Genomic DNA, 25,301 nt, shown 5'->3' with positions numbered 1-25,301 from the left:
TCCTCTAGCCCTGGCGAGACATTTGATGACGCACCAGTAAAATCACCGGCAGCGTACCGGCGAGCACAATCATCAGGGCAGCAATCGCCCCTTCTTCATAGGTTCCACGGGCCGCCTCGGCATACAGCAGCGTCGCCAGCGTTTCAAAATTGACCGGCCGCAACAGCAATGTGGTTGGCAGCTCTTTCATGGCATCGGCAAATACCAGCAACGCACTGCTGACCAGCGCCGGGCGCAGCAAGGGGAAGTGGATGCGTGCAAAGGTGCCGGTGCCGTTCTCTCCAAGCAGGCGCGAGGCTTGCTCAAGGGAAGGGGGGATGCGGCTGAGACCTGAGTCCAGCGCCCCAATGGCAATTGCCTGAAAACGCATCGCACAGCAGATGACCAGTAAAATACCGGCTGACATCAGCGGTAAACCGCGAACGCCCATCGCATCCGCCAGCCAGCTGTCGACGGCCAATGCCGGGGGCAAAAAGCCTATCGCCAGAATGGTGCCGGGAACGGCGTAACCGAGGGATGCCAGTCGCATTACCCCGCGGCGAAAACCTGACATTGCGTTATTTGCAGCACTGTGACGCGCGCTCCAGGCAACCAGTAAACTGACGCAAATCACCACCAACGTGGTTCCCGCGGCCAGTGACAGCGTATTTTGCAGTGCTGAAAGCAACGCTTGCGACAATGGATTTTCTTCACCGATGCGTTTAGCACTTTCCCAGGCCAAAAACAGCACGGGGGCTAAAAACCCCAGAACGACGGGCAGGGCAATAACCAGGCCCAGCAGCCAGCCACGCCAGCCGTGTACCCGCGTTGGCTGGATCTCACGTAAACTCCGGCTGCTGAAACCCTGCTTTTTGCGGCCATAAAATTCCAGCGTCAGGATGCAGAAGATGAACATCAGCATCATGCAGGCGATTTGGGCGGCAGAGGCTAAATCGGAGCGTGAAATCCAGGTTGTGTAGACTGTCACGGTCAGGGTTTGTACGCCAAGAAACTCCGAGGCACCAATGTCGTTAAGCGTTTCCAGCAGCGCCAGACTAATTCCCACAGCCAGGGCCGGACGGGCCATTGGCAGCGCTACGCGAAAAAATGTTCCGGCAGCACTGCACCCCAGAGTGCGTGCCGCTTCCAGCAGATGCGCAGGTTGGCTGATAAACATGGCGCGGGTGGTCAGGTAAACATACGGATACAGCACCAAACCGAGCAGGGTTATCGCGCCGGGGAGCGAGCGTAAATCAGGGAGACGGAACTGTCGCGGGCTATCAAAACCCAACAAAAAACGGATAAAGGTTTGCAGCGGGCCGATGGGGTGCAGCAGATCGAGCCAGGCAAAGGCAACGATATAGGTCGGCATAGCGAGCGGTAACAGCAGGGCCCAGCTGAGCATTTTCCGCCCTGGGAAATCCCAGACTGTGACAGCCCATGCGCTCCCTACACCGATTACGCCTACGATAGCGGCGACACCTACCAGTAGCAGTACGGTATTTTTCAGCACCGATGGCAAAACAAAGGTGATGAGGTTATCCCAGTGAGATAAATCGGCCTGGGTCGCCTGCCAGATAAGCGCAACGATCGGCATAAGCACGCCAAGTGCAACACTCAACGCGCCAAGATGCAGTGGCGTTAATAATGCCTTCGGCCCGGAAACCAGGCCGCGTAACGTCGGCAGACGAAGTGACTTATTGATCGAATCCAACTTTATCTACCAGCAAGCTTGCTTGCTTACGGTGCTTCACGATCTCGGTTAATGGCACTTTATCCACGTCAATTTCACCAATGGTTGCGCTGATAACCGGGTCAAGTGCGACGCCTTTCAGCACCGGGTATTCAAAGTTTGCTTTGGCATACAGCTGCTGAGCTGGCGCGGAAACCAGATATTCCATCAGCTTAACGGCATCGGCTTTATTCGGCGCGAAGCGAGCCACCGCAGCACCGCTGATATTCACGTGAGTGCCACCTTGCTCAAAGGTAGGTTTCACCACTTTAATTGCATCACCCCATTTGCGTGCGTCGCTGCCCTCTTTGGCATTTTTCATATGGCCGATGTAGTAGGAGTTGGCAAGGCCAATATCACAGATGCCGCCCAGAATATCGCGGGCCACATCACGGTCTCCTCCGGTTGCTTTACGCGCCAGATTAGCTTTCACACCACGCAGCCACTCTTCGGTTTTCGTTTCACCGTGATGGGCAATCATGGCGGCAATCAGCGCGGTGTTGTACGGATGCTGACCGGAGCGGATACAGACTTTACCTTTGTAATCCGGGCTGGAAAGCTGTTCGTAATGCCAGTTATCAATCGGCAGAGATTTATCAGCGTACAGCACGCGTGCACGCATCGATAATGCAAACCACTGATTATCTTCCCCACGCAGATTGACCGGAATGGCTGATTTCAGCGCTGCTGAATCCACGGGTTGCGTCACGCCGGCTTCAACTAAATCGATGAGATTGCCAGCATCGACGGTCATCAGCAGGTCGGCAGGGGAGTTCTTGCCTTCTGCTTTGACACGCTCCAGCATGCCATCCTTGATATAAACCGTGTTCACTTTTACGCCGCTGGTTTGCGTCCAGCTATCCAGCAAGGGCTGAATCAGGCCAGGCTCGCGAGTGGTGTACAGAGTTAAATTATCCTGAGCGAAAGCCGGGAGGCTTGCGGAGAGAACCAGAGCCGATGCCAGCGTGATACGGCGCAATCCGGTGCGGGGCAGAACATTCATCATTTTATATCCCAGAGTAGTTAGCACAACTTTTGAGAGTCGCCAGGAAGCTTTCCCGACGCGGATGAACGATAAGTGATAATCACCATCGGTTACAATCACCTCGAAATGCAAATGATTCACATTTACATAACTTTAAACAGCGTTGTGAGGATGCTCTCGACGCCAATAGTGCTTTGTACGTTGATGGCGGCGTGGGAAACGGAAAATAAAAGCTGCCTGAAGCTGGGAGTGATTTAGGCCAGAAACGGATGTTGCGACTCATAGCAGAATCGTCATTATTAGAAGATAACTGAGGCTGAAAAGATCAAAGCATTTTTAAAGTGTCATTTAGCCAGGCAGGAAGATTTTCTCTGTACCAGCTGAGATAGAATTGAAAATCACTCTTCTGCCGTTCATTAAGCAGTAGGACTACCTCTGTCACAATCCATGCTTTTACAATCGCAATTTCTTTAGCTAAATCATTTGGATTATAATGACGCGATATACAGGTATAGCGTTCAGCAAACTCAATAAATTTTTGTTTAGAACCCATTCCCTTGATCAGTGGGGCAAGGTCAATTGCTGGGCTACCAGTGCCGAATCTTTCCCAGTCAAAAAGAACGAAATCACCCCTGTCCCTTTTTCCCCAATTACCCGCATTACTGTCGCCTGATATTAAGCACTGACCACTAAACAGCACATCACTTGCCTGTTGAAAGCACCGTAACTGTTTTGCTGCTCTGCTCGGTAATGCCAACAGCATGAGAGATTTTTCGAGGGCTGTTTCTGACCAGGTGTGAGGGTGATAAACCCAAGAAGAGTCAGGTCGATAGCCATGTAACCCAGACAGAATAGACAACACCTCATCTCGTCCAACTTCGTCCTGACTAACCTGGTGTGGGATAAACTCCAGCCTTAACTTGCGTGTGTTCGGATCGGCAAACAAAACCTTTGGCGTGGAAATGCCTACTTGAGTGAGATGCCTGGCTGCGTGTTGATAAAAACTAAACTCGACATCACTCACAGGACATTTTTCGATTACCCGATGACCTGCTTCATCCACCAAAAGCGTCACTTTGGCGGTACCCATGCGTGATAAATTATCGACAGACATACATCTTGCCTTTTACGTTGGTCGGCAGGTTAATCCAGAGGTGTTTGAGTTTAGCGCAATCTACAAATCATGTAGCCAGATAGCCTTTCTGTAGTGAGCAAATTGTGAAGTACAGAACGTCTGTATTTGGCACAGGGCGGACTTTTTTGCGCCTGTTTACAAGGTTTTTATCACCCCCCCTCTTTATCCCAGCAAGAAATGACGTATAAATTGAAGGGTTAATTGTTTGTGAAGGTATCTTAATTATGAATGTCTATGAAAAGCAGTACAGGAAGCTATTAGCTAAAGGGTATGCCGCATGGGCTGGGGAAGATTTTCTCAGGGCAAAAACACAACAAGAAAAAATCTTTCATTGGCTTAGCTTTAATAATCATTTACCCCAGCCTGGAGCACCAGTACTAGAAATGGGATGTGGAAACGGAGCAATGGCATCTCAGAGTCTGGCTGAGAGAGGGTATTCCGTATGGGGTGTGGATTTCTCCGAAACAGCCATCAGATGGGCAGAAAATCATTTCTATCAGGCACGCCTGTCTGCACATTTTATTGTTGGAAATGTTTGCCATATTGGTCAGTGTGAGGATGCAAAGTTTGAATTTATTATTGATGGCAGCTGTTTGCATTGCCTGATAGAGGATGAACGGAACCTTTTTTTTACTGAGGTGAAAAGGTTACTTAAACCCGGAGGGCGATTTGTGATTAGTTCTATGTGCGGAACCCCCCGGCTTGATAACGATATGAATGCCTATGATCCGGTCAGATATCATTTACTGAAAGAAGGTAAACCCTGGCGTACTTTGAAACCGCTTGAAAACCTAATAAATGAAATACAGGAAGAGTATTTTAATGTGCTTGCAACAAGAGTGAATAATAATGCGTGGTGGGATCATGCCACAATCGTATGTACGGTTAACGGATCACTGGAAGGTTCCTGAGTTTCGTTAATAAGATTAGATAGATGCGTGGCGTTCAAAGTCCGCAGTTGGCACGCAGCGGACAAGCTAACAGAGCTGGAGGTCCGCTGTGAGCGAGGAGCGGACACGCCAAGTATTAACACTAGCAGTAGCAGTAATACTCTTCAGTTGTCATATCGCTGCGGAATGAATTCCCACAATTCATGGCCCAGTGTGTTTTAATACTGTTGGATTTCATCGTTCCAGGACAAGTTATGCTAATCATCTTCAGTGGTTTGCCTGGAAGCGGGAAAAGCACTATCGCTCAGGCTTTGACAAAGCAGTTAAATGCTCTTTACTTGCGAATCGACACGATTGAGCAGGCCATACTTAAAGCCGAAGAAGATGGTCGTGAAATGGGGCCTACTGGTTATTTTGTCGCTTACTCACTCGCCAGAGAAAACCTGCTATTAGGAGCAACAGTAATCACTGACTCAGTGAACCCACTGGCGTTAACCCGTGATGCCTATCGAGAAATAGCTTTATCGGCAAGAACCGATTTTTTAGAAATTGAGATCGTATGTTCCGATATGATTGAGCATCGTAAACGAGTGGAAACAAGGGTGTCACAAGTCGAGGGGTTAACCCTGCCAGATTGGAAATATGTTACCGATTTGACTTATGAACCATGGAACAGAGAACACCTCATTTTAGACTCGTACAGTTTATCCAGCGATGAATGTGTATCAAGGATCATCAAACTTCTTTCGCGATGACTTGGTCTTGAGAGGCACCCCAACAATTATTATGGTGGGTAGTTAGCAATGTCCGCTCTTGGCACAAGGCGGATTAACTAACTGAGCAGAAGGTCCGCTAAGAACGAGGTATAGTCATTCAGATTGTAATTGAACAGCAAATTAGAAGTGGGATGATTACTCAGATGCCCGGCGTTGCCTGCATCTCATACGCTCAGTTCAGCAATAGCCAACTCAGCAATCTCAATCTGGACTGATATACGATCATTGCATTCAAGCGACCAAGTCGCTGAGAGCCCGCACCATGCAATTATCCACTGCAGAAGTCGCTCTCTATTTATTCCCGATATCTCAGTAACGATCTCAAGTCGCTGTTTAAAAATACTCGGTACTCTTGCAACATAATGCTCAGGATTACCAAGATCCGGATTGGTGAAAATATTAGCAAAGTCGAATCCTCGTTCGCCTAGTAGACCTTTGGGATCAATGGCCAGCCAGCCAGATGATGCGAAATCAAGCACGTTATCGTGATGCAAGTCACCATGTAATACAACGACGTCTTGCGGAGAGGAGAGCAACTGCTGAGAGATCTCTGCGCAATGCGCCAGAATACCTCCATGCTCAAGGGCTGCGGGCTTTAACGAAGAAAACCAACGATGTAGAGGTGTGAATTTTTGCAATGGTTTACCTAGCTTGCTGTGAAGCCTGTTCGCAGTTGCACACAAAATGCGACAGGCTTCATTGTCTTGACCATTTTTGGACATCGTTGACAGTGATGCAATTCCTGTAGCGCGAGCGAGTAGAATGGCTTCTTTATCATAAGCAATAACCTGTGCTGCGCCGTTACCTTCCCACCATGCCATCATTGCGTTTCCGGTTTGCTCATCCGCATCATCAGTCACTTTCAGCATAGCCTTAATACCATGTGTTGCTGTTTTTACCGGAAGCAACGTTGATGTATGAGTTATAAATTTATCTCCATCCGGAGTGAGTAACCAACGATTTAACCAAAAACTTAACTTATCTGAATCCATAGTGATTCCTTTAAAATCCTTATTGCCACCGAGCGTACTGAGGGATGCATCCGAACTATCTTAACCTATGGCTTCAGATATTCCCTGAAATTAACATCTGGATTGAAAACGTCCTCTCCTGGAATACAGTCGCCAATGGGAAGATCCAAAGGCAGCTGTGAGCGAGGAGCGGCACTAATTTTTTTAAAACAGACAATAAAACCAAACAACATATCAAAAGTAGCCTAACTGTTTAAAAATTTCCTGATAGATATCACGTACCACTTTACTTTTATTTTCATGATATTTCTCAATATCTAAGTTGCAATCTTTAATTGCCTCGAATTTGGCATCAGCATAAATCTTGCAGTCCTTCTCAGACTGTCTAAGCCAATCACGGAAAAGCAAATGCCGGGCTGTTTCAGGGGTATCCCGAGTAAAAACATGCAGATTAACTCTTGGATTATCATAATGGAAAAGACGATGGCCATGGAAGCGGGGCTCACGAACAATGAGTCTATACCCAAGACCTTCAAGCGCTAATACATATGTTTTTTCATCAGCAGCATCAGCAACCGTCAAGTCAATATCAATGACAGGTTTGGCAGCAAGACCAGGTACTGCCGTAGAACCCACATGATCAATTTTTAGTAGATGCGAACCTAATTTATTCTTAATTTTAGATGCCAGTGTTGAATATATTTCCGGCCACAAAGGATCATAAGCAACGACCACTACATTCTCAACCGGCGGTACACCATTAACAAAATAGCTATCCTGAGGATTAATGACATAATGCTCCATTATTTCTTTCGGGCTCACCATAAACCGACACCTATAGACTATAAAAATCATGAACAATAGCGTACATGAGATGGGTTTGGATGTCTCTCAAACGTCCGCTCATGGCAAGAACGGCCAGTGAGACGATCCAGTAGCTGCTTTAAACGAGATGTCGACTGGCCGTACCAATTCAGATTACTCGATTGTAAGAAGCGTATTAATGTCATTAGACATTATTGCCGGGAGGTGTTTAGTTATCTTTTCTACAGACCAATCCCACCACGCTAATTTTTCCAGTTCGATTACTATTTCATCGGAAAATCGTGATTTAATCACTTTTGCAGGGTTTCCACCGACAATGGTATAAGCAGGCACGTCGGTGGTAACAACAGCCAGGGAGGAAATAATCGCGCCGTTGCCGATCTTCACGCCAGGCATGATCAGCGCTTTGTAACCTATCCAGACATCATTTCCGATTATCGTATCGCCTTTGTACGGCAAATCTTCAGGCTTTGGCATCGCCTTTTCCCATCCATTTCCGAAAATATAAAATGGAAACGTAGAGAAGCCTGATAACTTGTGGTTCGCACCGTTCATAATGAACTGGACACCTTTTGCTATAGCGCAAAATTTACCGATAACCAGTCTGTCACCGATGAAAGGGAAGTGATACAGAACATTCCGTTCAAAATTCTCAGAGTCTTCTGTGTCATCGTAATATGTGAAATCGCCAATGATAATGTTTGGATTCGTCACAGTATTTTTGATGAAACAAACCTGAGGAAACCCCAGCATTGGATGCTTATTTAGTGGATCTGGACCTTGCATACGCTCTCCGACGTAATTGTTTTATTGGATTCAGATTAACATACATAAAGGGGCAAGCTAATCAGGCTATTACAAAGGTGCTTTTCAGCACCCCAGTAACGTCCGCTCCTGGCACGGAGCGGACTTGCTCGCTGCACGATCCGCAATGAGCGAACAGCGGACTAAACCCAGGGGCTTGACTGGCTTTAATAGGGAGAATAGATTTTCAACCGCGCAAACTGGACGCGACAGGTTGTAGTTTTCCTGGATAGAGCATCAGAGGAAGCAGGTAGAACTGTGACAAACTGGCTTAGGCTGAACGACGCTAAGCATAAATATTGCTCTCCCGGGCCGCAGGAGAGCAACAGGCTCAGGCAATCAATATTGCCCGAATGTCATTCACGTTTGTTAACGTCGGACCGGTTATCACCAGATCATCGAGCGCGTGAAAATAGCTGTAACTGTCATGTATATCAAGATAATTAGCCGCATTCAGGCCGCCTATCTTGCCACGTGTTAACGTGTCCGGAAATACCAATGCTCCTGCTGCATCTTCCGTTCCGTCGATACCATCACTGTCGCCGGCGATTGCCCATATGCCGCTCTCTCCCTGCAATGCACAGGCCAGACTGAGCGAAAATTCAGTATTACGCCCCCCCTTTCCGTGCTGGCCATTGCTTACCGTCACGGTGGTTTCACCACCCGACAACAGTACTGCCGGACCGGAAACCGGATGACCATACTGCTTCACGGATTTAGCAATCCCGGCCATAACAATGGCCACTTCACGGCTTTCGCCTTCTATCGCATCGCCCAGAATAAGCGGCGTCAGTCCATGTCTGCGCACAGCCAACGCGGCAGCCCGCAAAGCCAACTGCGGCGTGGCAATGAGTTTGACTTCACTGTTCGCTACACTTTCAACCGGACCTGCCGGCTGGCTTAGCAGGTTATGAACAGGTTCCGGGGTCGGAATACCGTAACGCTGGAGTACCTGAAGCGCATCAAGCGGCGTGCTGTCATCCGCGACAGTAGGGCCGGAAGCAACATCTGCCGGGTTATCGCCCGGCACATCGCTGATAATCAGTGACACAATACGAGCCGGTTGTACCATTCTTGCCAGCTTGCCGCCTTTCACCGCGGAGAGATGACGACGTACCAGATTCATCTCTTTGATGTTGGCACCGCTGTGCAGTAGCGCGCGGGTGATGGCCTGCTTATCTTTCAATGTTAAACCTGGAGCGGGTAGCGCCATCAGCGCCGACCCGCCACCTGAAATTAGCGCCAGCACCAGGTCATCAGAAGTCAAACCGCGTAGCGCTTCCACAATTAGCATTGCGGCAACTTCGCTCATCGAATCGGATACCGGATGAGCCGCCTCGATGATCCGGATGCGGCCAGCAGGCACAGCGTAACCGTAACGCGTCACCACCACGCCAGAAACATCCACATCCGGCCAGGCTGCATCCACAGCCGCAGCCATCGCCGCCGAGGCTTTACCGGCACCGATCACCACGCAGCGGCCCCGCGGTTTTTCCGGCAAATTAGACAGGATCGCAGGTCCGGCACGAGCGCTGTCGATTGCATGCTGAAAGATATCCTGCAGGATCTCTGCAGACTGTTCATTTTTCATGATTATACGTTCTCGGCGATATTTGCTCTGGCTTCGATAAATTCCACTACAGCGCGAGTTACGTCCGCGGTACTGGCTGTTCCACCAACATCTGGCGTCAGAATGCCTTTCTCACAAACATATTCGATACTTTCCATAATCAGCGCCGCGGCGTTACGTTCGCCCAGATGTTCAAGCATCTGTACCGCAGTCCAGAAGGTTGCTATCGGGTTAGCAATACCTTTGCCGGTGATATCGAAAGCTGAACCATGGATAGGTTCGAACATGGAAGGGAAGCGGCGTTCCGGATCAATATTGGCGGTCGGCGCTACGCCCAGACTGCCAGCCAACGCGCCGGCCAGATCAGAAAGGATATCGGCGTGCAGATTAGTGGCCACGATGGTATCCAGCGTCTGGGGATGCAGCGTCATGCGGTGTGTCATGGCATCGACCAGCATCTTGTCCCACTGCACATCCGGGAATTCCTTCGCCACTTCGGCGGCAATCTCATCCCACATCACCATTCCGTGACGCTGGGCATTGGATTTGGTCACCACGGTCAGCAGTTTGCGTGGACGAGACTGCGCCAGTCTGAAGGCATAGCGCATAATGCGCGTAACGCCGACGCGGGTGAAGATGGCCACCTCGGTGCCTACTTCTTCCGGTAAGCCACGGTGTGCACGGCCGCCGTTGCCAGAGTATTCCCCCTCGGAGTTTTCACGCACAATGACCCAGTCCAGATCGCCCGGCCCGCGGTTCCGCAACGGAGAGGTGACACCCGGCAGGATTTTGGTTGGACGCACATTGGCGTACTGGTCAAAGCCCTGGCAAATTGGCAGGCGCAGACCCCAGAGAGTAATATGGTCAGGCACATCTGGCGCGCCCACTGCGCCGAAGTAAATAGCATCAAACGATTTCAGCGTATTCAGCCCTTCTTCCGGCATCATCACGCCATGTTTTTTGTAATAGTCCGACCCCCAGTCAAAGGTCTCTACATTAAACTTCAGCTGCGGATCGAGGCGTGTCAGCGCATGCAGTACTTCAACACCTGCAGAAATGACTTCCGGACCGATACCGTCGGCAGGTATGGCGGCAATTTTGTAGTTACGCATAGTTAATTCTCCGGTTAATGAGTATGAGGATGAGTGAGCTCTGCCGTTTGCGGCTTGTCTGCCCTGGCAGAAAGAATCAGGACAATGAGGGCCGAAATAGTCAGCAGTCCGGCGACGAAGTACAGGCCCCAGGTGTAGCTACCTGTTTGCTGGCGGATCACGCCAATCATCATCGGGCCAACAAAGCCGCCGAGGTTGCCGATGGAGTTAATCGTGGCAATACCCGCTGCCGCTGCCGGGCCGCTCAGGAACACTGTAGGCATACTCCAGAGAGGCGGTTTCGATGCGCTGATGCCTACGGTGACTAGTGTTAAGGCGACGATCACCGTAAATAGTGTGCTGACGTTACCCGCGTAAATCAGACCGGCTGCCGCCAGCAGGCAGGCACCAATCACATGCCAGCTGCGCTCTTTGGTACGGTCGGAATGCTGTGCCCACAGGATCATGGCGATGACACCGATGACAGCCGGGAAAGCGTTGAGGAAACCAATCTCCAGCGAGGTAGCACCAAAGCTGCGGATGATTTGCGGTGACCAGATGCCAAGTGTGTACAATCCGGCAGATGTACCAAAATAAACCAGCGCGAGTGCCAGTACCCGCTTATCCGCAAGTCCTTTCCATGCGCTGCTGTGGCTTTGTTTTGCAGCCCGAGCCAGTTCCTCGGCCTGCATGGTGTTTTCCAGCCACGCACGCTCTTCGTCAGTCAGCCATTTGGCTTTGGCGGGGCGATCGGTGAGGAAGAAAAGAACCACAATCCCAAGCACCAGTGCTGGCAGGGCTTCCAGCACAAACATCCACTGCCATCCCGCATAGCCGAAGAAACCATGCATCTCGAGCAAGGCGGCTGAAATAGGCGATCCCAGCGCGGTTGAAAGCGGTGCTGCGGCCATAAAGATGGCAGTGACCTGCGCACGTTTCGCCGCCGGGAACCAGTAGCTGAGATAAAGAATGATGCCAGGAAAGAAACCCGCTTCCGCTACGCCGAGCAGAAAACGCAGGGTATAGAAACTAGTTGTCCCCTGAACAAAAGCCATGCAGCCAGAGACCATGCCCCAGGTGATCATCACGCGGGCTATCCAGATACGGGCACCAACTTTATGGAGGATTAAGTTTGAAGGGACTTCAAACAGAAAGTAACCGAGAAAGAAAATGCCGGCTCCCAGCCCGAAAACCGTGGGCGAAAATCCCAAATCCTCATTCATGGTCAGGGCGGCAAAACCAATGTTTACCCGATCGAGAAAAGCGATGAAATATAGCAGCATGATAAAAGGAATAATACGCAGGGTAACCTTGCGCATAACCTTTTTTTCGAGGTCGTTATTCATTTCGGGATGCTCCATTGTTGTGTAGGGTTGTTATCGTTTTGTAATAATCCCAGTATGGAGATATGTGCGGTTTTATCATCAGCACTACTTTATACAAATAATTTATATAATCTGTTTCTGGTGAAAAAATGGATATAAATCAGCTACGTTGTTTTGTGGTGTTAGGTGATGAGCTTCACTTTGGCCGGGCAGCCCGTAAACTCGAAATGATGCCTGCGTCACTCAGTCGTTTCATCAAGCTACTGGAGGAAGATCTGGCTGTAAGGTTGCTGAATCGTTCGACCAGGAACGTGTCGCTGACACCTGAGGGGGCAGAGTTCTTAAATGAGGCCAAGGTCGTCATTGCTGACTTCGATGCGTTGCGGTTGCGGTTTCGAAAACATACACCGTCGCATAAAAGGACATTGCGGATCGGTGCAATTGACAGCGCGGCCAGAGGGTTATTACCAGAATTACTTAATCTTTTCGTGCAGCAGTATCCTGATGCGGATATCCATATTACTGAAGATAAATCTCACAGTCTTATTCCGCGGCTCATTTCAGGGTGGCTGGATATTGTTTTTGTTCGTCCACCAGAAGATGTTAACGCAATGCTGACGACGCGGTTTATCGCTAATGAAAGCTGTGTACTCGCTGTACCTGCCCATCACCGGCTGGTCAGTTATGACGAAGTCAGTATTGATGATTTCTTTAATGAACCCGTTATCATGCCGGAAAGACGCACAAGACCTCACAGCCATGATCTGACGATGAATTTCTTCAAAGCTGGCGGCAGATCTCCTGTCATTGCTCAGTATGCTGAGGAGAAACAGACCATCCTGAGTTTAGTCGCCGCCGGACTGGGCATTGCTCTGGTTCCCTCATCCTATAAAAACATGAATGCTGACGGGGTTAAATACCTTGATCTCTCGTCGATGGAACATGTTGAAGGGCTTCCACTGAGTGTGATGTGGCATCAGGGAAATAATAATATTCATGTGAGTTCTCTGCTGGATATACTTTCTGACAACATTGAAGAGCTTACTTATAACCTTTGACTGATTACAGAACGGTGGAGACTGACTATCCATTTGCCCTGCGCATACGTGCTGAAATAACCGCCAGGTCGGCGTGGGATTTCATGCGGCTCTTTGATTAGCGAAAGAAGGGGAAGCATCAAAAAGAATCAGGGCGCATAAATTTATGAAACATAAAATACCACGATACTCTCAACGTTCCTCACCGCTCTGCCACCGGTTGATTAACATCCCAAAATCTCAATAAAGTCCGCTCATGCATTTAACGGACAAGTTCGAAGTTTTCCAGAGCCATCCTAAACGTCCGCTCCTGGCACGGAGCGGACTTGATCGCTGCACGGTCCGCAATGAGCGAAAATCGGACGCCCGCATTGCGTAAACAGGCATCCGTTACTTTGAATAGGGACAGATTACTTAACTCGCTTCCCCGTTTCGTCAATGATCCTCTCACCATCCTCTTTGGTAAACGCTCCTTTCTGATCTTCCGGAAGAATATCCAGCACGATTTCTGAAGGGCGGCAAAGACGCGTACCAAGCGGCGTTACTACAACCGGTCGATTAATCAAGATCGGATGCTGAAGCATAAAATCAATCAACTGCTCATCAGAAAATTTGTCTTCCTCAAGACCCAACTGCTCATAAGGTTCGACGTTCTTACGCAGCAATGCACGTACTGAAATACCCATATCTGAAATCAGTTTGCCAAGTTCATCACGAGTCGGGGGCGTATCGAGATAATAAATAATGGTTGGTTCGTTACCGCTGTTACGGATCATCTCCAGCGTGTTACGTGAAGTGCCACAGGCTGGATTGTGATAGATGGTAATGTTGCTCATATCAGTATCTCATTACAAAGTGATAGAGAGCCGCCACGCCAGCGCGGCCAGAGTGACGAAAAGCACGGGCAGGGTCATAATTATTCCGGTGCGAAAGTAATATCCCCAGGTGATGGTCATATTTTTCTGTGCCAGCACATGAAGCCACAGTAGGGTTGCCAGACTACCTATCGGGGTGATTTTAGGACCTAAATCGCAGCCAATCACATTGGCATAAATCATTGCCTCTCTGACGATGCCGGTCGCAGTGCTCCCGTCTATAGACAATGCACCAATAAGTACCGTCGGCATATTGTTCATCACAGACGACAGGAACGCTGTCAGGAAGCCGGTACCGAACGTGGCAGCCCATAAACCTTTGTCTGCCAGTAAATTGAGTACGGCTGAAAGATACTCAGTCAGTCCTGCGTTACGCAGACCGTAGACGACCAGATACATACCCAGCGAGAAAATTACGATTTGCCAGGGCGCACCGCGCAGCACTTTCCCGGTATTTATGGCATGACCACGCTTTGCTACCACGAAAAGCACCGCAGCCCCAACAGCTGCTATCGTACTAACAGGGATCCCCAGCGGCTCCAGAACAAAGAAACCGACCAACAGGAGCAGCAGAACAACCCAGCCCGCCCTGAACGTAGTAGGATCTTTAATCGCATTGCCAGGCATCTTGAGTAGCGAAACGTCATATTTGGCGGGGATATCGCGGCGGAAGAATATATGGAGCATGACCAGCGTGGCAGCTATAGCCGCCAGGTTCACAGGGACCATCACGGAGGCGTACTGCGTAAAGCCCAGTCCGAAGAAATCCGCTGAGACAATATTGACCAGGTTGGAAACTATCAGTGGCAGGCTGGCGGTATCAGCAATGAACCCTGCTGCCATGATAAAGGCCAGAGTCGTCGCCTGGCTGAACCCCAGTGCGAGCAGCATCGCAATCACAATCGGCGTCAGAATCAGAGCTGCCCCGTCGTTAGCAAACAGCGCAGCAACAGCAGCGCCAAGCAGTACTATCCAGGTGAACAGCAGGCGGCCACGTCCGTTACCCCAGCGGGAGACGTGCAATGCTGCCCATTCAAAGAAGCCGGACTCATCGAGCAGCAGGCTGATGATGATGACCGCAATAAATGCCGCTGTCGCATTCCAGACTATATTCCAGACCACGGGAATATCAGTGATATGGATGACACCGGTTACCAGCGCCAGCACAGCCCCGATACTCGCGCTCCAGCCAATACTCAGACCTCTGGGTTGCCAGATCACCAGTACCAGCGTCAGTAAAAATATACTCCCTGCCAAAAGCATCTCAGACTCCGTTATATATGATTATGTAAATATGTATTCTATCTCAGCAGGAGGCGAAAGCTGATTTGTCCAGCCATTTACGCACATCCTCTCGCATACATTGCCAGGACGTCGTGACCGTCTCTGCCGCCCATGCTGGCATGTGGGGAGACAGGCGGTAGTGAATCCATTTGCCTTCCCGGCGGTCAAGTACCAGTTCTGCTTCACGAAGAATCGCCATGTGGCGAGAAATCTTGGGCTGTGACTCAGTGGTGGCCGCACAGATATCGCACACGCACAGTTCTCCGGACTCCCGCAGAAGCATGACGATGGCGAGCCGTGTTTCATCCGACAGGATTTTGAAAAGCTGAACAGGTTGTAGCATTTTTCACTCCGTTCCCATCATAATACACATATAGTAAATCATATATGTGTATTATAAAACACCAAAGTATCCCGGAGGAGAAAAAATGGAACACTTTCCTGCACTAAACGCTGACTGCTTTGATCAACACATCGCTGAACAATTACACCTGCAGGAGCCGCCACGGATTCTGATCCTGTATGGCTCAGTAAGAGAGCGCTCTTACAGCCGCTTTGCGGCGGAGGAAGCAGGCCGCCTGCTGACAGCGATGGGCGCGGAGGTGAAACTCTTTAACCCCTCCGGTTTACCCCTGCCGGATGATGCGCCAGACACGCATCCTAAGGTCACCGAGCTGCGTGGTCTGGTCAGATGGTGTGACGGGATGGTTTGGAGTTCTCCGGAACGGCACGGGGCTATGAGCGCAGTTATGAAGGCACAGATCGACTGGATACCCTTAAGTGAAGGTGCGGTACGCCCTTCGCAGGGCAAAACTCTTGCGGTAATGCAAGTATGTGGCGGCTCGCAGTCCTTTAATGCCGTGAACCAGATGCGTATTCTTGGACGCTGGATGAGGATGTTCACTATTCCCAACCAATCTTCAGTAGCCAAAGCCTGGCAGGAATTCGATGAGAACGGGCGAATGAAACCTTCGTCCTGGTATGATCGTATCGTCGATGTCGCCGAGGAGTTGTTTAAAATCACACTGTTGCTCAAGGGGCAAACCGGTTACCTTGCCGATCGCTACAGTGAACGAAAAGAGAGCCATCAGGAGCTTTCATCTCGCGTCAATCAGGACAAAATATAACGTCGTTGCTTATTGAGCTCAAACGTCCGCTTCTGGCACAGAGCAGCCTGTTAGAGTAGGTTTAGTTCAGGGCAGAAATAGTGTCAGATTAAATCTGCGCTAACACTGTTAATAACACATTGCAGTTTCAATGCTGTCCTAACTGGCAGGTACACACGGTCGGTCATTGTCGGTTGTCCAGGCCCTAAGATGAAGAAATGGGGGTCTGCACCACATAGATGATGAGCTTGTGGTGCGTTTATGGAGGATGACGCGCCGTGGCGCTTGTCAGCTCTACAAATTCTAACACCGCAAACAAACGCAGTTTTCCCCCTATTTTCCCCCCATTAGCCCGTTACGCCTCTGGCATGCTGTGATAGAAATTGCGGCCACGAGATAGAAGCGGTGTCTGAAGATAGCGACGAGGATAAAACAGAAGACCCCACAGCCCACCGACTTGAAAAAGCGCGTGAGGATGGGCAGATCCCGCGTTCCCGCGAGTTAACCTCTTTATTGATGGTGCTGGTTGGCCTGAGCATTATCTGGGCGGGCGGTGAGCCGCTCGCCAGACAGCTGGCCGCGATGCTTGCGGCCGGTTTGCATTTCGATCACAAAATCATCAACGACCCGCACCTGACCGTGAATCAGATAAGCCTGCTGCTCAAACAGGCTGTCTGGGCGCTGCTGCCTCTGATGGGGGGACTGGTGATTGTAGCGATAGCCGCGCCGATGCTGCTGGGCGGCCTGCTGTTTAGCGGTAAGTCTATGGCACCCAAATTCAGCAAGCTCAACCCGCTGCCGGGCCTTAAACGTTTTATCTCCGCCCAGTCTGGCGCTGAGCTGCTGAAGGCGTTCCTGAAGGCGATTACCGTCGGGGCGGTTACCACCGTCTATTTGGTACATAACCTGCCGGACATGATGCGTTTGATGAGCGAACCGCCGATTGCCGCCCTTAGCCACGCGCTGAATATCGTGGCTAAATGCGGGCTGTTCATCATTGTTGGGCTTATCCCGATGGTGGGATTTGACGTCATGTTCCAGATCTTCAGCAACCTGAAAAAGCTGCGCATGAGCCGTCAGGATATTCGCGATGAGTACAAGCAGCAGGAAGGGGACCCGCACGTTAAGAACCGTATTCGTCAGCAGCAGCGTGCGGTTGCCCGTCGTCGCATGATGTCCGATGTGCCGAAGGCGGATGTGATTGTCACTAACCCGACGCACTATTCCGTGGCACTGCAGTACGACGAGAAAAAAATGAATGCGCCGAAAGTGCTGGCCAAAGGGGCTGGCCTTGTGGCGTTACGTATTCGTGAAATCGGCAAAGAGAACCGAATTCCGATGCTTGAAGCACCGCCGCTTGCTCGTGCGCTTTATCGCCACGCTGAAATCGGCCAACAAATACCAGGCCAGCTCTACTCCGCGGTAGCGGAAGTGCTGGCCTGGGTGTGGCAGCTCAGACGCTGGCGCGTCGCGGGCGGCCTGATCCCGAAAAAACCTGAAAACCTGCCGGTGCCTGAAGCACTGGACTTTGCGAATGAGAAGGACTCCGATGGCTAATCTGCTCGCGACGCTGCGACTGCCCAGTAATATGAAATCCGGGCAATGGAAAATACTTGCCGGACCGGTGCTCATCATGCTGATCCTGTCGATGATGGTGCTGCCGCTGCCCGCATTCGTGCTGGATTTGCTGTTCACCTTTAACATCGCGCTGTCGATCATGGTCCTGCTGGTGGCGATGTTTACCCAGCGCACCCTGGAGTTTGCCGCGTTCCCGACCGTGCTGCTGTTTACCACGCTGCTGCGCCTGGCGCTGAACGTTGCCTCCACGCGTATCATCCTGATGGAAGGTCATACCGGCGGAGCGGCGGCGGGAAAGGTTGTTGAAGCCTTTGGCCACTTCCTGGTGGGCGGTAACTTCGCCATTGGTATCGTGGTGTTTATCATCCTCGTCATTATCAACTTTATGGTTATCACCAAAGGGGCAGGGCGTATCGCCGAAGTGGGCGCGCGTTTTGTGCTGGACGGGATGCCGGGCAAGCAGATGGCAATCGATGCGGATCTGAATGCCGGTTTGATTGCTGAAGAAGAGGCAAAAAAACGCCGTTCGGAAGTGACGCAGGAAGCCGATTTTTACGGCTCGATGGACGGTGCCAGTAAGTTTGTGCGCGGTGATGCCGTAGCCGGTTTGATGATCATGGCGATTAACGTCATCGGCGGACTGCTGGTGGGTGTCGTACAGCATGATATGGCCGTTGGCGCGGCGGCGGAGAGCTACACGCTGCTGACCATCGGTGATGGTCTGGTCGCACAGATCCCGGCGCTGGTTATCTCTACTGCGGCGGGCGTTATTGTTACCCGCGTGGCGACGGACCAGGACGTTGGCGAGCAGATGGTCACCCAGCTGTTCAATAACCCCCGCGTCATGCTGTTGAGCGCCGCGGTACTGGGTTTACTCGGTTTGGTCCCGGGGATGCCGAACTTTGTCTTCCTGCTGTTTACCGCCGGGCTGCTGGGTCTTGCCTGGTGGATGCGCGGCCGTCAGATGACTGCACCGCCGCCGCCGGCACCGGTTAATAAAACTCAGGAGAACCCGCAGGCTGTGGAAGCGACCTGGAACGATGTCCAGCTGGAAGACTCACTGGGCATGGAGGTGGGCTATCGATTGATCCCGATGGTCGATTTCCAGCAGGATGGCGAGCTGCTGGGCCGTATTCGCAGTATCCGCAAAAAATTCGCTCAGGACATGGGCTTCCTGCCGCCGGTGGTGCATATCCGTGACAACATGGATTTGCCACCTGCCCGCTATCGCATTCTGATGAAGGGGGTTGAGGTCGGAGCGGGGGATGCCTATCCGGGACGCTGGCTGGCTATTAACCCGGGTACTGCCGCCGGGTCGCTACCCGGCGAGACAACCATCGATCCAGCGTTTGGCCTGGAAGCCACGTGGATTGAAAGCGCCCTCAAAGAGCAGGCGCAGATTCAGGGCTTTACGGTGGTAGAGGCCAGTACGGTCGTTGCCACGCATCTTAACCATCTGATCGGTCAGTTTGCCCCTGAACTGTTTGGTCGCCAGGAGGCGCAGCAGCTGCTTGACCGGGTCACGCAGGAGATGCCGAAACTGACGGAAGACCTTGTGCCAGGCGTTGTGACGCTGACCACGCTGCATAAGGTATTGCAGAATCTGCTGGCGGAAAAAGTGCCGATTAAAGATATGCGAACCATTCTGGAGACGCTGGCGGAACACGCGCCAATCCAGACCGATCCGCAGGAGTTAACCTCCGTAGTGCGTGTGGCATTAGGCCGCGCCATTACTCAACAGTGGTTCCCGGGTACGGGAGAGGTCCAGGTTATTGGACTGGATACGGCGCTGGAACGCCTGCTGCTGCAGGCCCTGCAAGGGGGAAGCGGCCTCGAGCCGGGTCTGGCCGACCGACTGCTTGAGCAGTCTCAGGAAGCGGTACAGCGTCAGGAGATGCTGGGCGCGCCGCCAGTGCTGCTGGTGAATCATGCTCTGCGTCCGCTGCTGGCCCGCTTCCTGCGTCGTAACTTGCCGCAGCTGGTGGTGCTCTCCAGCCTGGAACTGTCGGATAACCGCAACATCCGCATGACGGCCACGATAGGCGCTAAGTAATGCGAGCGCTGTTATTGTTGTTAATGCTGCCGCTGTTTGCCTGCGCCGCCGGTGGCGGCAGCTGGCAGGCAAGCGGCATGGGGGCGACGCTCAATACGCGCGGCGTCGTTGCTTCGTCCCGGGCGCTGGCTCCATCGCAGCCGGTGAGCGGCATGATGACGCTGGTTGCATGGCGCTACGAGCTGATTGGCCCGACGCCTGCCAGGCTGCTGGTGCGGCTGTGTTCGCAGACGCGCTGCGTGCCCATTGAAGGCCAGAGTGGAACCACGCGCGGGTTAACCAATGTTCCGGCCAATGAGCCGCTGCGCTTTGTCTGGGAGGTTCCCGGCGGCGGCAGAATGTTCCCCGCGCTGCGCGTGCGCAGCAATCAGGTCATTGTGAACTATAAGTAGGCCGGGTTTTTATTCACAGCTGAAACGCTATGCTTTTCCCGCCAGGCAACCTGACGTCAATGCTCACTTCGCCGCCGAGAGCCGTAACATAGCGTTTTAACGTGGATATGCGAAGGTCATTGCCGGGACTCTCCATTTTAGCGAGCGTAGGCTGAGAGATACCGATGACGCGAGCCAGTTCGGTTTGCGTCATGTTTAGCTCATCACGAAGCTTGCTGAGAACGACCTCCCGGAGCAGAATGTCGGCTTTTTCCGCGATACGTTTCTGGCTTTCCGGGCTTTGCTTAGCGAGCAGCTCTTCATAGGATGACATACTACTTCTCCATACTGGCTATGTGGTGGCGATATTCCTTTTCGGCGAGGTTTATCATGGCCTGATAAAATCGCTTTTCGTTCACACCGGTCTTGTCTCCGGCGCATAAAATAATAGCCTGGCGAACAGGGTCGAACGCGAAAAAGGCTCTGACAGGCGCGCCTGAATGTTGCACCCTGAGTTCTTTCATATTGGGATAAGCAACGCCCTTAAGCGTATCGACGTAGGGGCGACCTAAATGGGGACCCAGGGTCTTCAGGACACGCATAGCTGCCAGCACGCTTTCTCTGAGTGATTCATCCTGCGCCAAAAACCATCTATCAAACACATCCGTTGTATTGACTTCCCACATATCCTTATCCCATAGCCTTATGGCTATAACCTATCATAGCTTGTTAGCTATAAAATGAAAAGACGAAGCTGAATTTTTATCCAGCCAGCAGAAACAGCGGCTCCGATTCTATGGCATGGACTTTCATTTGCCGCATCAACCTTTACGGTTTGCGGGATGTCTCGCAGAGAGAATATTTTTACGGAGGGATTGAGTCCCCGGCCGCTAATCCCTCATCCCCGCAGGCCCATTCTGTCGTGACTTCTCATTTTTAACCCTCGCTTTTGATAAAAACGAACCCATGTTTTATAAACGGGATGCGGATGCTGACACTCTTTGCATTTTTGCCAGCATCCCGCAAGGCGTGGCAAAAATGGAAAGGTTTCATCGCCCCTATACTTTTACTTTACCCCTATGGATTTCTTTTCGGCCATTGACTGGCCTGATTTGCAATCTCCTAAAACAAAAGCAACGGGGTTGACGGCAATGAAGAAACGTACGATTGGGCTGAAGAACTATCTTGCCTATGGCGCAGGTGATTTTCTGGGCGCTGGCACGACGGCGTTGACCGCAGCCTGGCTGCTCTATTTCTACACCACTTTTTGCGGGCTCTCGCCCATCGAAGCAACCTTTATCTTCGCGCTGGCTCGCGTGCTGGATGCGGTAGTCAGCCCGCTGATGGGCTTTCTGACGGATAACTTTGGCTCAACCTGGCTGGGTAAGCGCTTTGGTCGTCGTAAGTTCTTTATTTTGCTGGGTATTCCGCTGGTGTTCAGCTACAGCTTCATGTGGGTAGGGGAGATGAGCTACTGGTATTACCTGGTGACCTACCTGATCTTCGACGTGGTTTACACCATGATTCTGGTGCCGTACGAAACGCTGGTGCCGGAAATGACGGATGACTTTAAGCAGAAAACGAAGTTCTCCGGCGCGCGCATTTCTATGGCCCAGCTCTCCGCTATTCTGGCAGCCTTCCTGCCGGGCATCCTGCTAAACCACTTCGGTAAAGACAATGCCGTTTCCTTTTTCTATGCAAGCCTGGTCTTCGCCACGCTGTGCGCCGTCGTCTTAACCTTTGTCTGGCTGTTTACCTGGGAGCGCCCACGATCTGAATGGACGGAAGCTGCGCTGCGAGCGGAAGAAGAGAAGAAATCGCTGACCTTTAAGCAGAGCATGAAACGCCTGCACCTTGAACTCACCTCTACGCTACGCATTAAAATCTTCCGTCAGCATCTTGGTATGTATCTGGGCGGTTATATCGCTCAGGACGTGTTTAACGCGGTGTTCACTTATTATGTGGTGTTCGTGCTGATGCAGAGCGCATCGGTTGCCTCTAACCTGCTGGGGACGATGGCGATTATGCAGTTTATCGCGGTCATCGGCATGATCCCGCTGTGCATCAAATTTGGGCCTGCCCCTTCTTACCGGATGGTCGTTGTGCTGTTCGGCCTCAGCTCGATCTCCTACGCCGTGCTGTTCTATGCGGGCTTGAGCGACGGCTTCTCGCTGCTGTTGCTGGTTTCGGCTATCGCCGGTCTGGGCCGTGGCGGTATCAACTATGTGCCCTGGAACACTTACACCTACATTGCGGATGTCGATGAAGTGATTACCGGACAGCGTCGGGAAGGTATTTTTGCCGGTATTATGACCCTGACCCGTAAAGCCTCTCAGGCCGGGGCGGTGATGCTGGTGGGCATTGTGATGCAGCTGTCGGGCTTCGTCTCCGGCCAGACGGTTCAGCCGCCAGCGGTCAGCCACACTATTTTGATGATCTTAAGCTTCGGTACCGTCGCGGTACTGGCCTGCGGGTTCCTGATCTCACTGCGCTTTAAGCTCAACCTGCAAACCCATAGCGTCTTACGTGATGAAACCGCGAAGATGCGTACGGCTAACCGCGCCGTGCCGGAAGCGATTACACCGCAGGCCCGCGCCACCGTCGAAATGCTCGCGGGTATGCCTTACGAGAATCTTTGGGGTAACAACAACATTGGTTACCTCAACCACAGGAAGCCTGCGGCGCCGAGCCTGAAAGAGGCTGCGGCCATGAATTCGCATACCAACGCTACTCAGAGGTTAAGTTAATGATTATTTATCCCGTCAAACACAGCCCGTTACTGTGCCAGCCGGAGCGCTTTATCGCCCGGGATGAGCTGAACAGCCTGATCCATAAGGTGACGGACAATCTTATTAATATTAAAGATGAGTCCGGGCAGTTCCTGCTGCGGCTGGACGATGGACGAGTTATCGACACGAAAGGATGGGCTGGCTGGGAGTGGACGCACGGCGTTGGCCTGTACGGCATGTATCAGTATTTCCGCCAGACCGGCGATGCCAAAATGCGCAATATTATCGACGGCTGGTTTACCGACCGCTTTGCCGAGGGCGCAACCACCAAAAACGTCAATACTATGGCGCCATTCCTGACGCTGGCCTACCGCTACGAAGAGACCCGCAACCCGACGTATTTGCCGTGGCTCGAGAGCTGGGCTGAATGGGCAATGTATGAGATGCCGCGCACCGAGCACGGCGGCATGCAGCACATTACGCTGGCAGAAGAGAACCACCAGCAGATGTGGGATGACACGCTGATGATGACGGTCCTGCCGCTGGCGAAAATCGGCAAGCTGCTGAAGCGCCCGGAATACGTTGAGGAGGCGACCTATCAGTTCCTGCTCCACGTGCAGAACCTGATGGATAAAGAGACCGGCCTGTGGTTCCACGGCTGGAGCTATGAAGGCAACCATAACTTTGCTAACGCTCGCTGGGCGCGTGGCAATAGCTGGCTGACTATCGTGATCCCTGACTTCCTCGAACTGGTGGATTTACCGGAGAATAACGCGGTGCGCCGCTACCTGGTTCAGGTGCTGGAAAATCAGGTGGCTGCGCTGGCGAAGTGCCAGGATGACAGCGGCCTGTGGCATACGCTGCTCGACGATCCGCACTCTTATCTCGAAGCCTCCGCGACGGCAGGTTTCGCCTACGGGATCCTGAAAGGCATTCGTAAGCGCTATATCGGCAAGCAGTACAGCGAAGTGGCCGAGAAGGCGATGAAGGGGATTGTGAAGAATATTTCGCCGCAGGGAGAGCTGCTGCAAACCTCCTTTGGCACCGGGATGGGCAGCAATCTGGATTTTTATCGCCAGATCCCGCTGACCTCTATGCCTTACGGCCAGGCGATGGCGATCCTTTGCCTGGGTGAGTATCTGCGCATTTATTTGTAGCCGCCGGGGCATTCCTTGCAGGCCGGATAAGCGAAGCGCCATCCGGCATTTTTCTCTGTTTGTGGTGGATGACGCAGCCGCTCATCCACCCTTCCCAAATAGTTCAAAAAATAGAAAAAATATAAAAGGCGTAATGCGGCTGAGATTTCATTATGCTCACCGCAGTCGATAAGCCTCTTCCCGGTTATTTCCCCTCTCTTCAGCACCTTCTTCAGGATAATTTGATGTCTATTTCTCCGCTTGCCTGGGTGGCCGGCAACAGCGTGGTTGAGCCGGGCGTTGTGCTCGGCGCACACGTGACGATTGGCCCTTATTGTGTGATTACCGCAGGCGTGGTTATCGGAGAGGGCACGGTGATTGCCTCCCACTCGGTGATAACCGGCCTGACGACCATTGGCCGCAACAATACCTTTGGCCAGTATGCCTCTATTGGTGAAGTGAATCAGGATCTTAAGTATGCCGGGGAGCCCACGACGCTGGTTATCGGTGACCGTAATCATGTCGGCAAACACGCTACTTTCCACCGTGGAACGGTGCAGGGCATTAGCTCGACGATTGTTGGCAGCGACAACCACTTTCTGAACAACGTGCATATTGGACATGATTGCGTGGTGGGCGATCGCACGCGGATTGGCGATAACAGCGGCCTGGCGGGGCACGTCGAGCTGGCCGACGGGGTTGAAATTGGTTTCATGTGCGCAATCCATCAGTTCTGCATGCTGGGGATGGCGGCGAAGATTATCGATCAATCTGCCGTGGTGCAGGACGTTCCCCCCTTTGTTATCGCCAGTGGAAACCGGGCTGCCCCCGCGGGCATTAACGAGGCGGCGAAGGCCTTTCTCGCGCTGGAGCTGTATCAGCAGCTTTTGATTCTCCAGCTGTACGAACGGTTCTACCATCAGGCGCTGAGCATAGACGAAGTGAAAGCGACGCTAAAAGCCGGGGAGAGCGATTATCCCATCATTACGGTCTATAACGAGTTCTTTGCGCGTTCGGCGCGGGGGATCATTCGTTAGCCGAAGGCAAAA

24 protein-coding genes are annotated in these 25,301 nt (G+C 51.9%); 10 read left to right on the top strand and 14 right to left on the bottom strand.

The window, feature by feature from the left end:
* Positions 1-4: 4 nt before the first annotated feature.
* The 3 genes from HYQ67_RS00970 to HYQ67_RS00960 form a co-directional block, all read right to left on the bottom strand.
* Positions 5-1,693 carry an ABC transporter permease gene (locus tag HYQ67_RS00970; protein ID WP_202300787.1) on the bottom strand — a complete coding sequence of 563 codons (1,689 nt, stop codon included), beginning with the start codon at positions 1,691-1,693 and terminating at the stop codon, positions 5-7.
* On the bottom strand, positions 1,677-2,714 hold the full coding sequence (locus HYQ67_RS00965; protein ID WP_202301061.1) for an extracellular solute-binding protein: 1,038 nt from the start codon (positions 2,712-2,714) through the stop codon (positions 1,677-1,679). The genes HYQ67_RS00970 and HYQ67_RS00965 overlap by 17 nt, the downstream gene beginning before the upstream one ends.
* 307 nt (positions 2,715-3,021) lie before the next feature.
* Entirely contained in the window at positions 3,022-3,810 is a 789-nt protein-coding gene (locus HYQ67_RS00960) for an aminoglycoside phosphotransferase family protein (protein ID WP_202300785.1), read from the bottom strand.
* Between the two features lie 245 nt (positions 3,811-4,055).
* On the opposite strand from HYQ67_RS00960, the gene HYQ67_RS00955 reads away from it, so the two are divergent.
* Positions 4,056-4,742, top strand: coding sequence for a class I SAM-dependent methyltransferase (locus HYQ67_RS00955; RefSeq protein ID WP_202300783.1), 687 nt, complete (start codon positions 4,056-4,058; stop codon positions 4,740-4,742).
* Positions 4,743-4,975: 233 nt separating this feature from the next.
* On the top strand, positions 4,976-5,476 hold the full coding sequence (locus tag HYQ67_RS00950; protein ID WP_115631906.1) for a P-loop nucleotide/nucleoside kinase family protein: 501 nt from the start codon (positions 4,976-4,978) through the stop codon (positions 5,474-5,476).
* Positions 5,477-5,661: 185 nt separating this feature from the next.
* On the opposite strand, the gene HYQ67_RS00945 is transcribed toward HYQ67_RS00950, so the two are convergent.
* The 6 genes from HYQ67_RS00945 to HYQ67_RS00920 all read right to left on the bottom strand — a co-directional run bounded on the left by HYQ67_RS00945 (position 5,662) and on the right by HYQ67_RS00920 (position 12,104).
* Positions 5,662-6,489, bottom strand: coding sequence for an aminoglycoside phosphotransferase family protein (locus HYQ67_RS00945; protein ID WP_202300781.1), 828 nt, complete (start codon positions 6,487-6,489; stop codon positions 5,662-5,664).
* Between the two features lie 213 nt (positions 6,490-6,702).
* The gene (locus HYQ67_RS00940) at positions 6,703-7,293 is read right to left on the bottom strand and encodes a GrpB family protein (protein WP_237391026.1); all 591 of its coding nucleotides are present in this window, start codon (positions 7,291-7,293) and stop codon (positions 6,703-6,705) included.
* Between the two features lie 153 nt (positions 7,294-7,446).
* On the bottom strand, positions 7,447-8,079 hold the full coding sequence (locus tag HYQ67_RS00935) for a Vat family streptogramin A O-acetyltransferase (RefSeq protein ID WP_202300779.1): 633 nt from the start codon (positions 8,077-8,079) through the stop codon (positions 7,447-7,449).
* Between the two features lie 349 nt (positions 8,080-8,428).
* The gene (locus HYQ67_RS00930) at positions 8,429-9,688 is read right to left on the bottom strand and encodes a glycerate kinase type-2 family protein (RefSeq protein ID WP_202300777.1); all 1,260 of its coding nucleotides are present in this window, start codon (positions 9,686-9,688) and stop codon (positions 8,429-8,431) included.
* A gap of 2 nt (positions 9,689-9,690) precedes the next feature.
* Positions 9,691-10,779 (bottom strand): tartrate dehydrogenase, encoded by a 1,089-nt coding sequence (locus HYQ67_RS00925; RefSeq protein WP_202300775.1) that lies wholly within the window; start codon positions 10,777-10,779, stop codon positions 9,691-9,693.
* 14 nt (positions 10,780-10,793) lie between these two features.
* Positions 10,794-12,104, bottom strand: a complete 1,311-nt coding sequence (locus HYQ67_RS00920; protein ID WP_202300773.1) for an MFS transporter — start codon at positions 12,102-12,104, stop codon at positions 10,794-10,796.
* Positions 12,105-12,232: 128 nt separating this feature from the next.
* Between HYQ67_RS00920 and HYQ67_RS00915 the strand changes: the two genes are divergently transcribed.
* The gene (locus HYQ67_RS00915; RefSeq protein ID WP_202300771.1) at positions 12,233-13,141 is read left to right on the top strand and encodes a LysR family transcriptional regulator; all 909 of its coding nucleotides are present in this window, start codon (positions 12,233-12,235) and stop codon (positions 13,139-13,141) included.
* Between the two features lie 389 nt (positions 13,142-13,530).
* On the opposite strand, the gene arsC is transcribed toward HYQ67_RS00915, so the two are convergent.
* Genes arsC through HYQ67_RS00900 form a run of 3 tightly spaced genes read right to left on the bottom strand, consistent with a single transcriptional unit; the run spans position 13,531 to position 15,622 of the window.
* Positions 13,531-13,956, bottom strand: coding sequence for a glutaredoxin-dependent arsenate reductase (gene arsC, locus HYQ67_RS00910; protein ID WP_202300769.1), 426 nt, complete (start codon positions 13,954-13,956; stop codon positions 13,531-13,533).
* Positions 13,957-13,968: 12 nt separating this feature from the next.
* A complete protein-coding gene (locus HYQ67_RS00905; RefSeq protein WP_202300767.1) occupies positions 13,969-15,258 on the bottom strand; it encodes an arsenic transporter in 1,290 nt (429 codons plus the stop codon).
* 43 nt (positions 15,259-15,301) lie between these two features.
* Positions 15,302-15,622 carry a transcriptional regulator gene (locus HYQ67_RS00900; RefSeq protein ID WP_202300765.1) on the bottom strand — a complete coding sequence of 107 codons (321 nt, stop codon included), beginning with the start codon at positions 15,620-15,622 and terminating at the stop codon, positions 15,302-15,304.
* A gap of 85 nt (positions 15,623-15,707) precedes the next feature.
* On the opposite strand from HYQ67_RS00900, the gene arsH reads away from it, so the two are divergent.
* The 4 genes from arsH to flhE all read left to right on the top strand — a co-directional run bounded on the left by arsH (position 15,708) and on the right by flhE (position 20,408).
* A complete protein-coding gene (arsH, locus tag HYQ67_RS00895) occupies positions 15,708-16,406 on the top strand; it encodes an arsenical resistance protein ArsH (RefSeq protein WP_202300763.1) in 699 nt (232 codons plus the stop codon).
* A 384-nt stretch (positions 16,407-16,790) separates the two neighbouring features.
* Complete coding sequence (flhB, locus tag HYQ67_RS00890; RefSeq protein WP_202300753.1) at positions 16,791-17,942, top strand: flagellar biosynthesis protein FlhB; 1,152 nt, start codon at positions 16,791-16,793, stop codon at positions 17,940-17,942.
* Positions 17,935-20,016: a flagellar biosynthesis protein FlhA gene (gene flhA / locus HYQ67_RS00885; RefSeq protein ID WP_202300751.1), complete on the top strand. Its 2,082-nt coding sequence runs from the start codon at positions 17,935-17,937 to the stop codon at positions 20,014-20,016. The genes flhB and flhA overlap by 8 nt, the downstream gene beginning before the upstream one ends.
* Positions 20,016-20,408 (top strand): flagellar protein FlhE, encoded by a 393-nt coding sequence (gene flhE / locus HYQ67_RS00880; protein ID WP_202300750.1) that lies wholly within the window; start codon positions 20,016-20,018, stop codon positions 20,406-20,408. The genes flhA and flhE overlap by 1 nt, the downstream gene beginning before the upstream one ends.
* A 13-nt stretch (positions 20,409-20,421) precedes the next feature.
* Here the strand turns inward: flhE and HYQ67_RS00875 are convergent, their stop codons facing one another.
* Entirely contained in the window at positions 20,422-20,721 is a 300-nt protein-coding gene (locus HYQ67_RS00875) for a helix-turn-helix domain-containing protein (protein ID WP_202300748.1), read from the bottom strand.
* A gap of 1 nt (position 20,722) precedes the next feature.
* Positions 20,723-21,073, bottom strand: a complete 351-nt coding sequence (locus HYQ67_RS00870) for a type II toxin-antitoxin system RelE/ParE family toxin (protein ID WP_202300746.1) — start codon at positions 21,071-21,073, stop codon at positions 20,723-20,725.
* Between the two features lie 465 nt (positions 21,074-21,538).
* Here HYQ67_RS00870 and HYQ67_RS00865 point away from each other — a divergent pair, with 465 nt between their 5' ends.
* From HYQ67_RS00865 to lpxA, 3 genes are all read left to right on the top strand, one after another.
* The gene (locus HYQ67_RS00865) at positions 21,539-23,134 is read left to right on the top strand and encodes an MFS transporter (RefSeq protein WP_202300744.1); all 1,596 of its coding nucleotides are present in this window, start codon (positions 21,539-21,541) and stop codon (positions 23,132-23,134) included.
* On the top strand, positions 23,134-24,273 hold the full coding sequence (gene bglB, locus HYQ67_RS00860) for a beta-galactosidase BglB (RefSeq protein WP_202300742.1): 1,140 nt from the start codon (positions 23,134-23,136) through the stop codon (positions 24,271-24,273). Before HYQ67_RS00865 ends, bglB begins: the two co-directional genes overlap by 1 nt.
* Positions 24,274-24,497: 224 nt before the next feature.
* On the top strand, positions 24,498-25,289 hold the full coding sequence (gene lpxA, locus HYQ67_RS00855; protein ID WP_202300740.1) for an acyl-ACP--UDP-N-acetylglucosamine O-acyltransferase: 792 nt from the start codon (positions 24,498-24,500) through the stop codon (positions 25,287-25,289).
* The last annotated feature ends 12 nt before the right edge of the window (positions 25,290-25,301 follow it).

Origin of the sequence: Dryocola clanedunensis subsp. sulfonylureivorans (assembly GCF_016756775.1) — a bacterium.
Lineage (GTDB): Bacteria > Pseudomonadota > Gammaproteobacteria > Enterobacterales > Enterobacteriaceae > Dryocola > Dryocola clanedunensis.
Note: the sequence above shows the minus strand (reverse complement) of the source record. Positions and strands in the feature narration are given on the sequence as shown.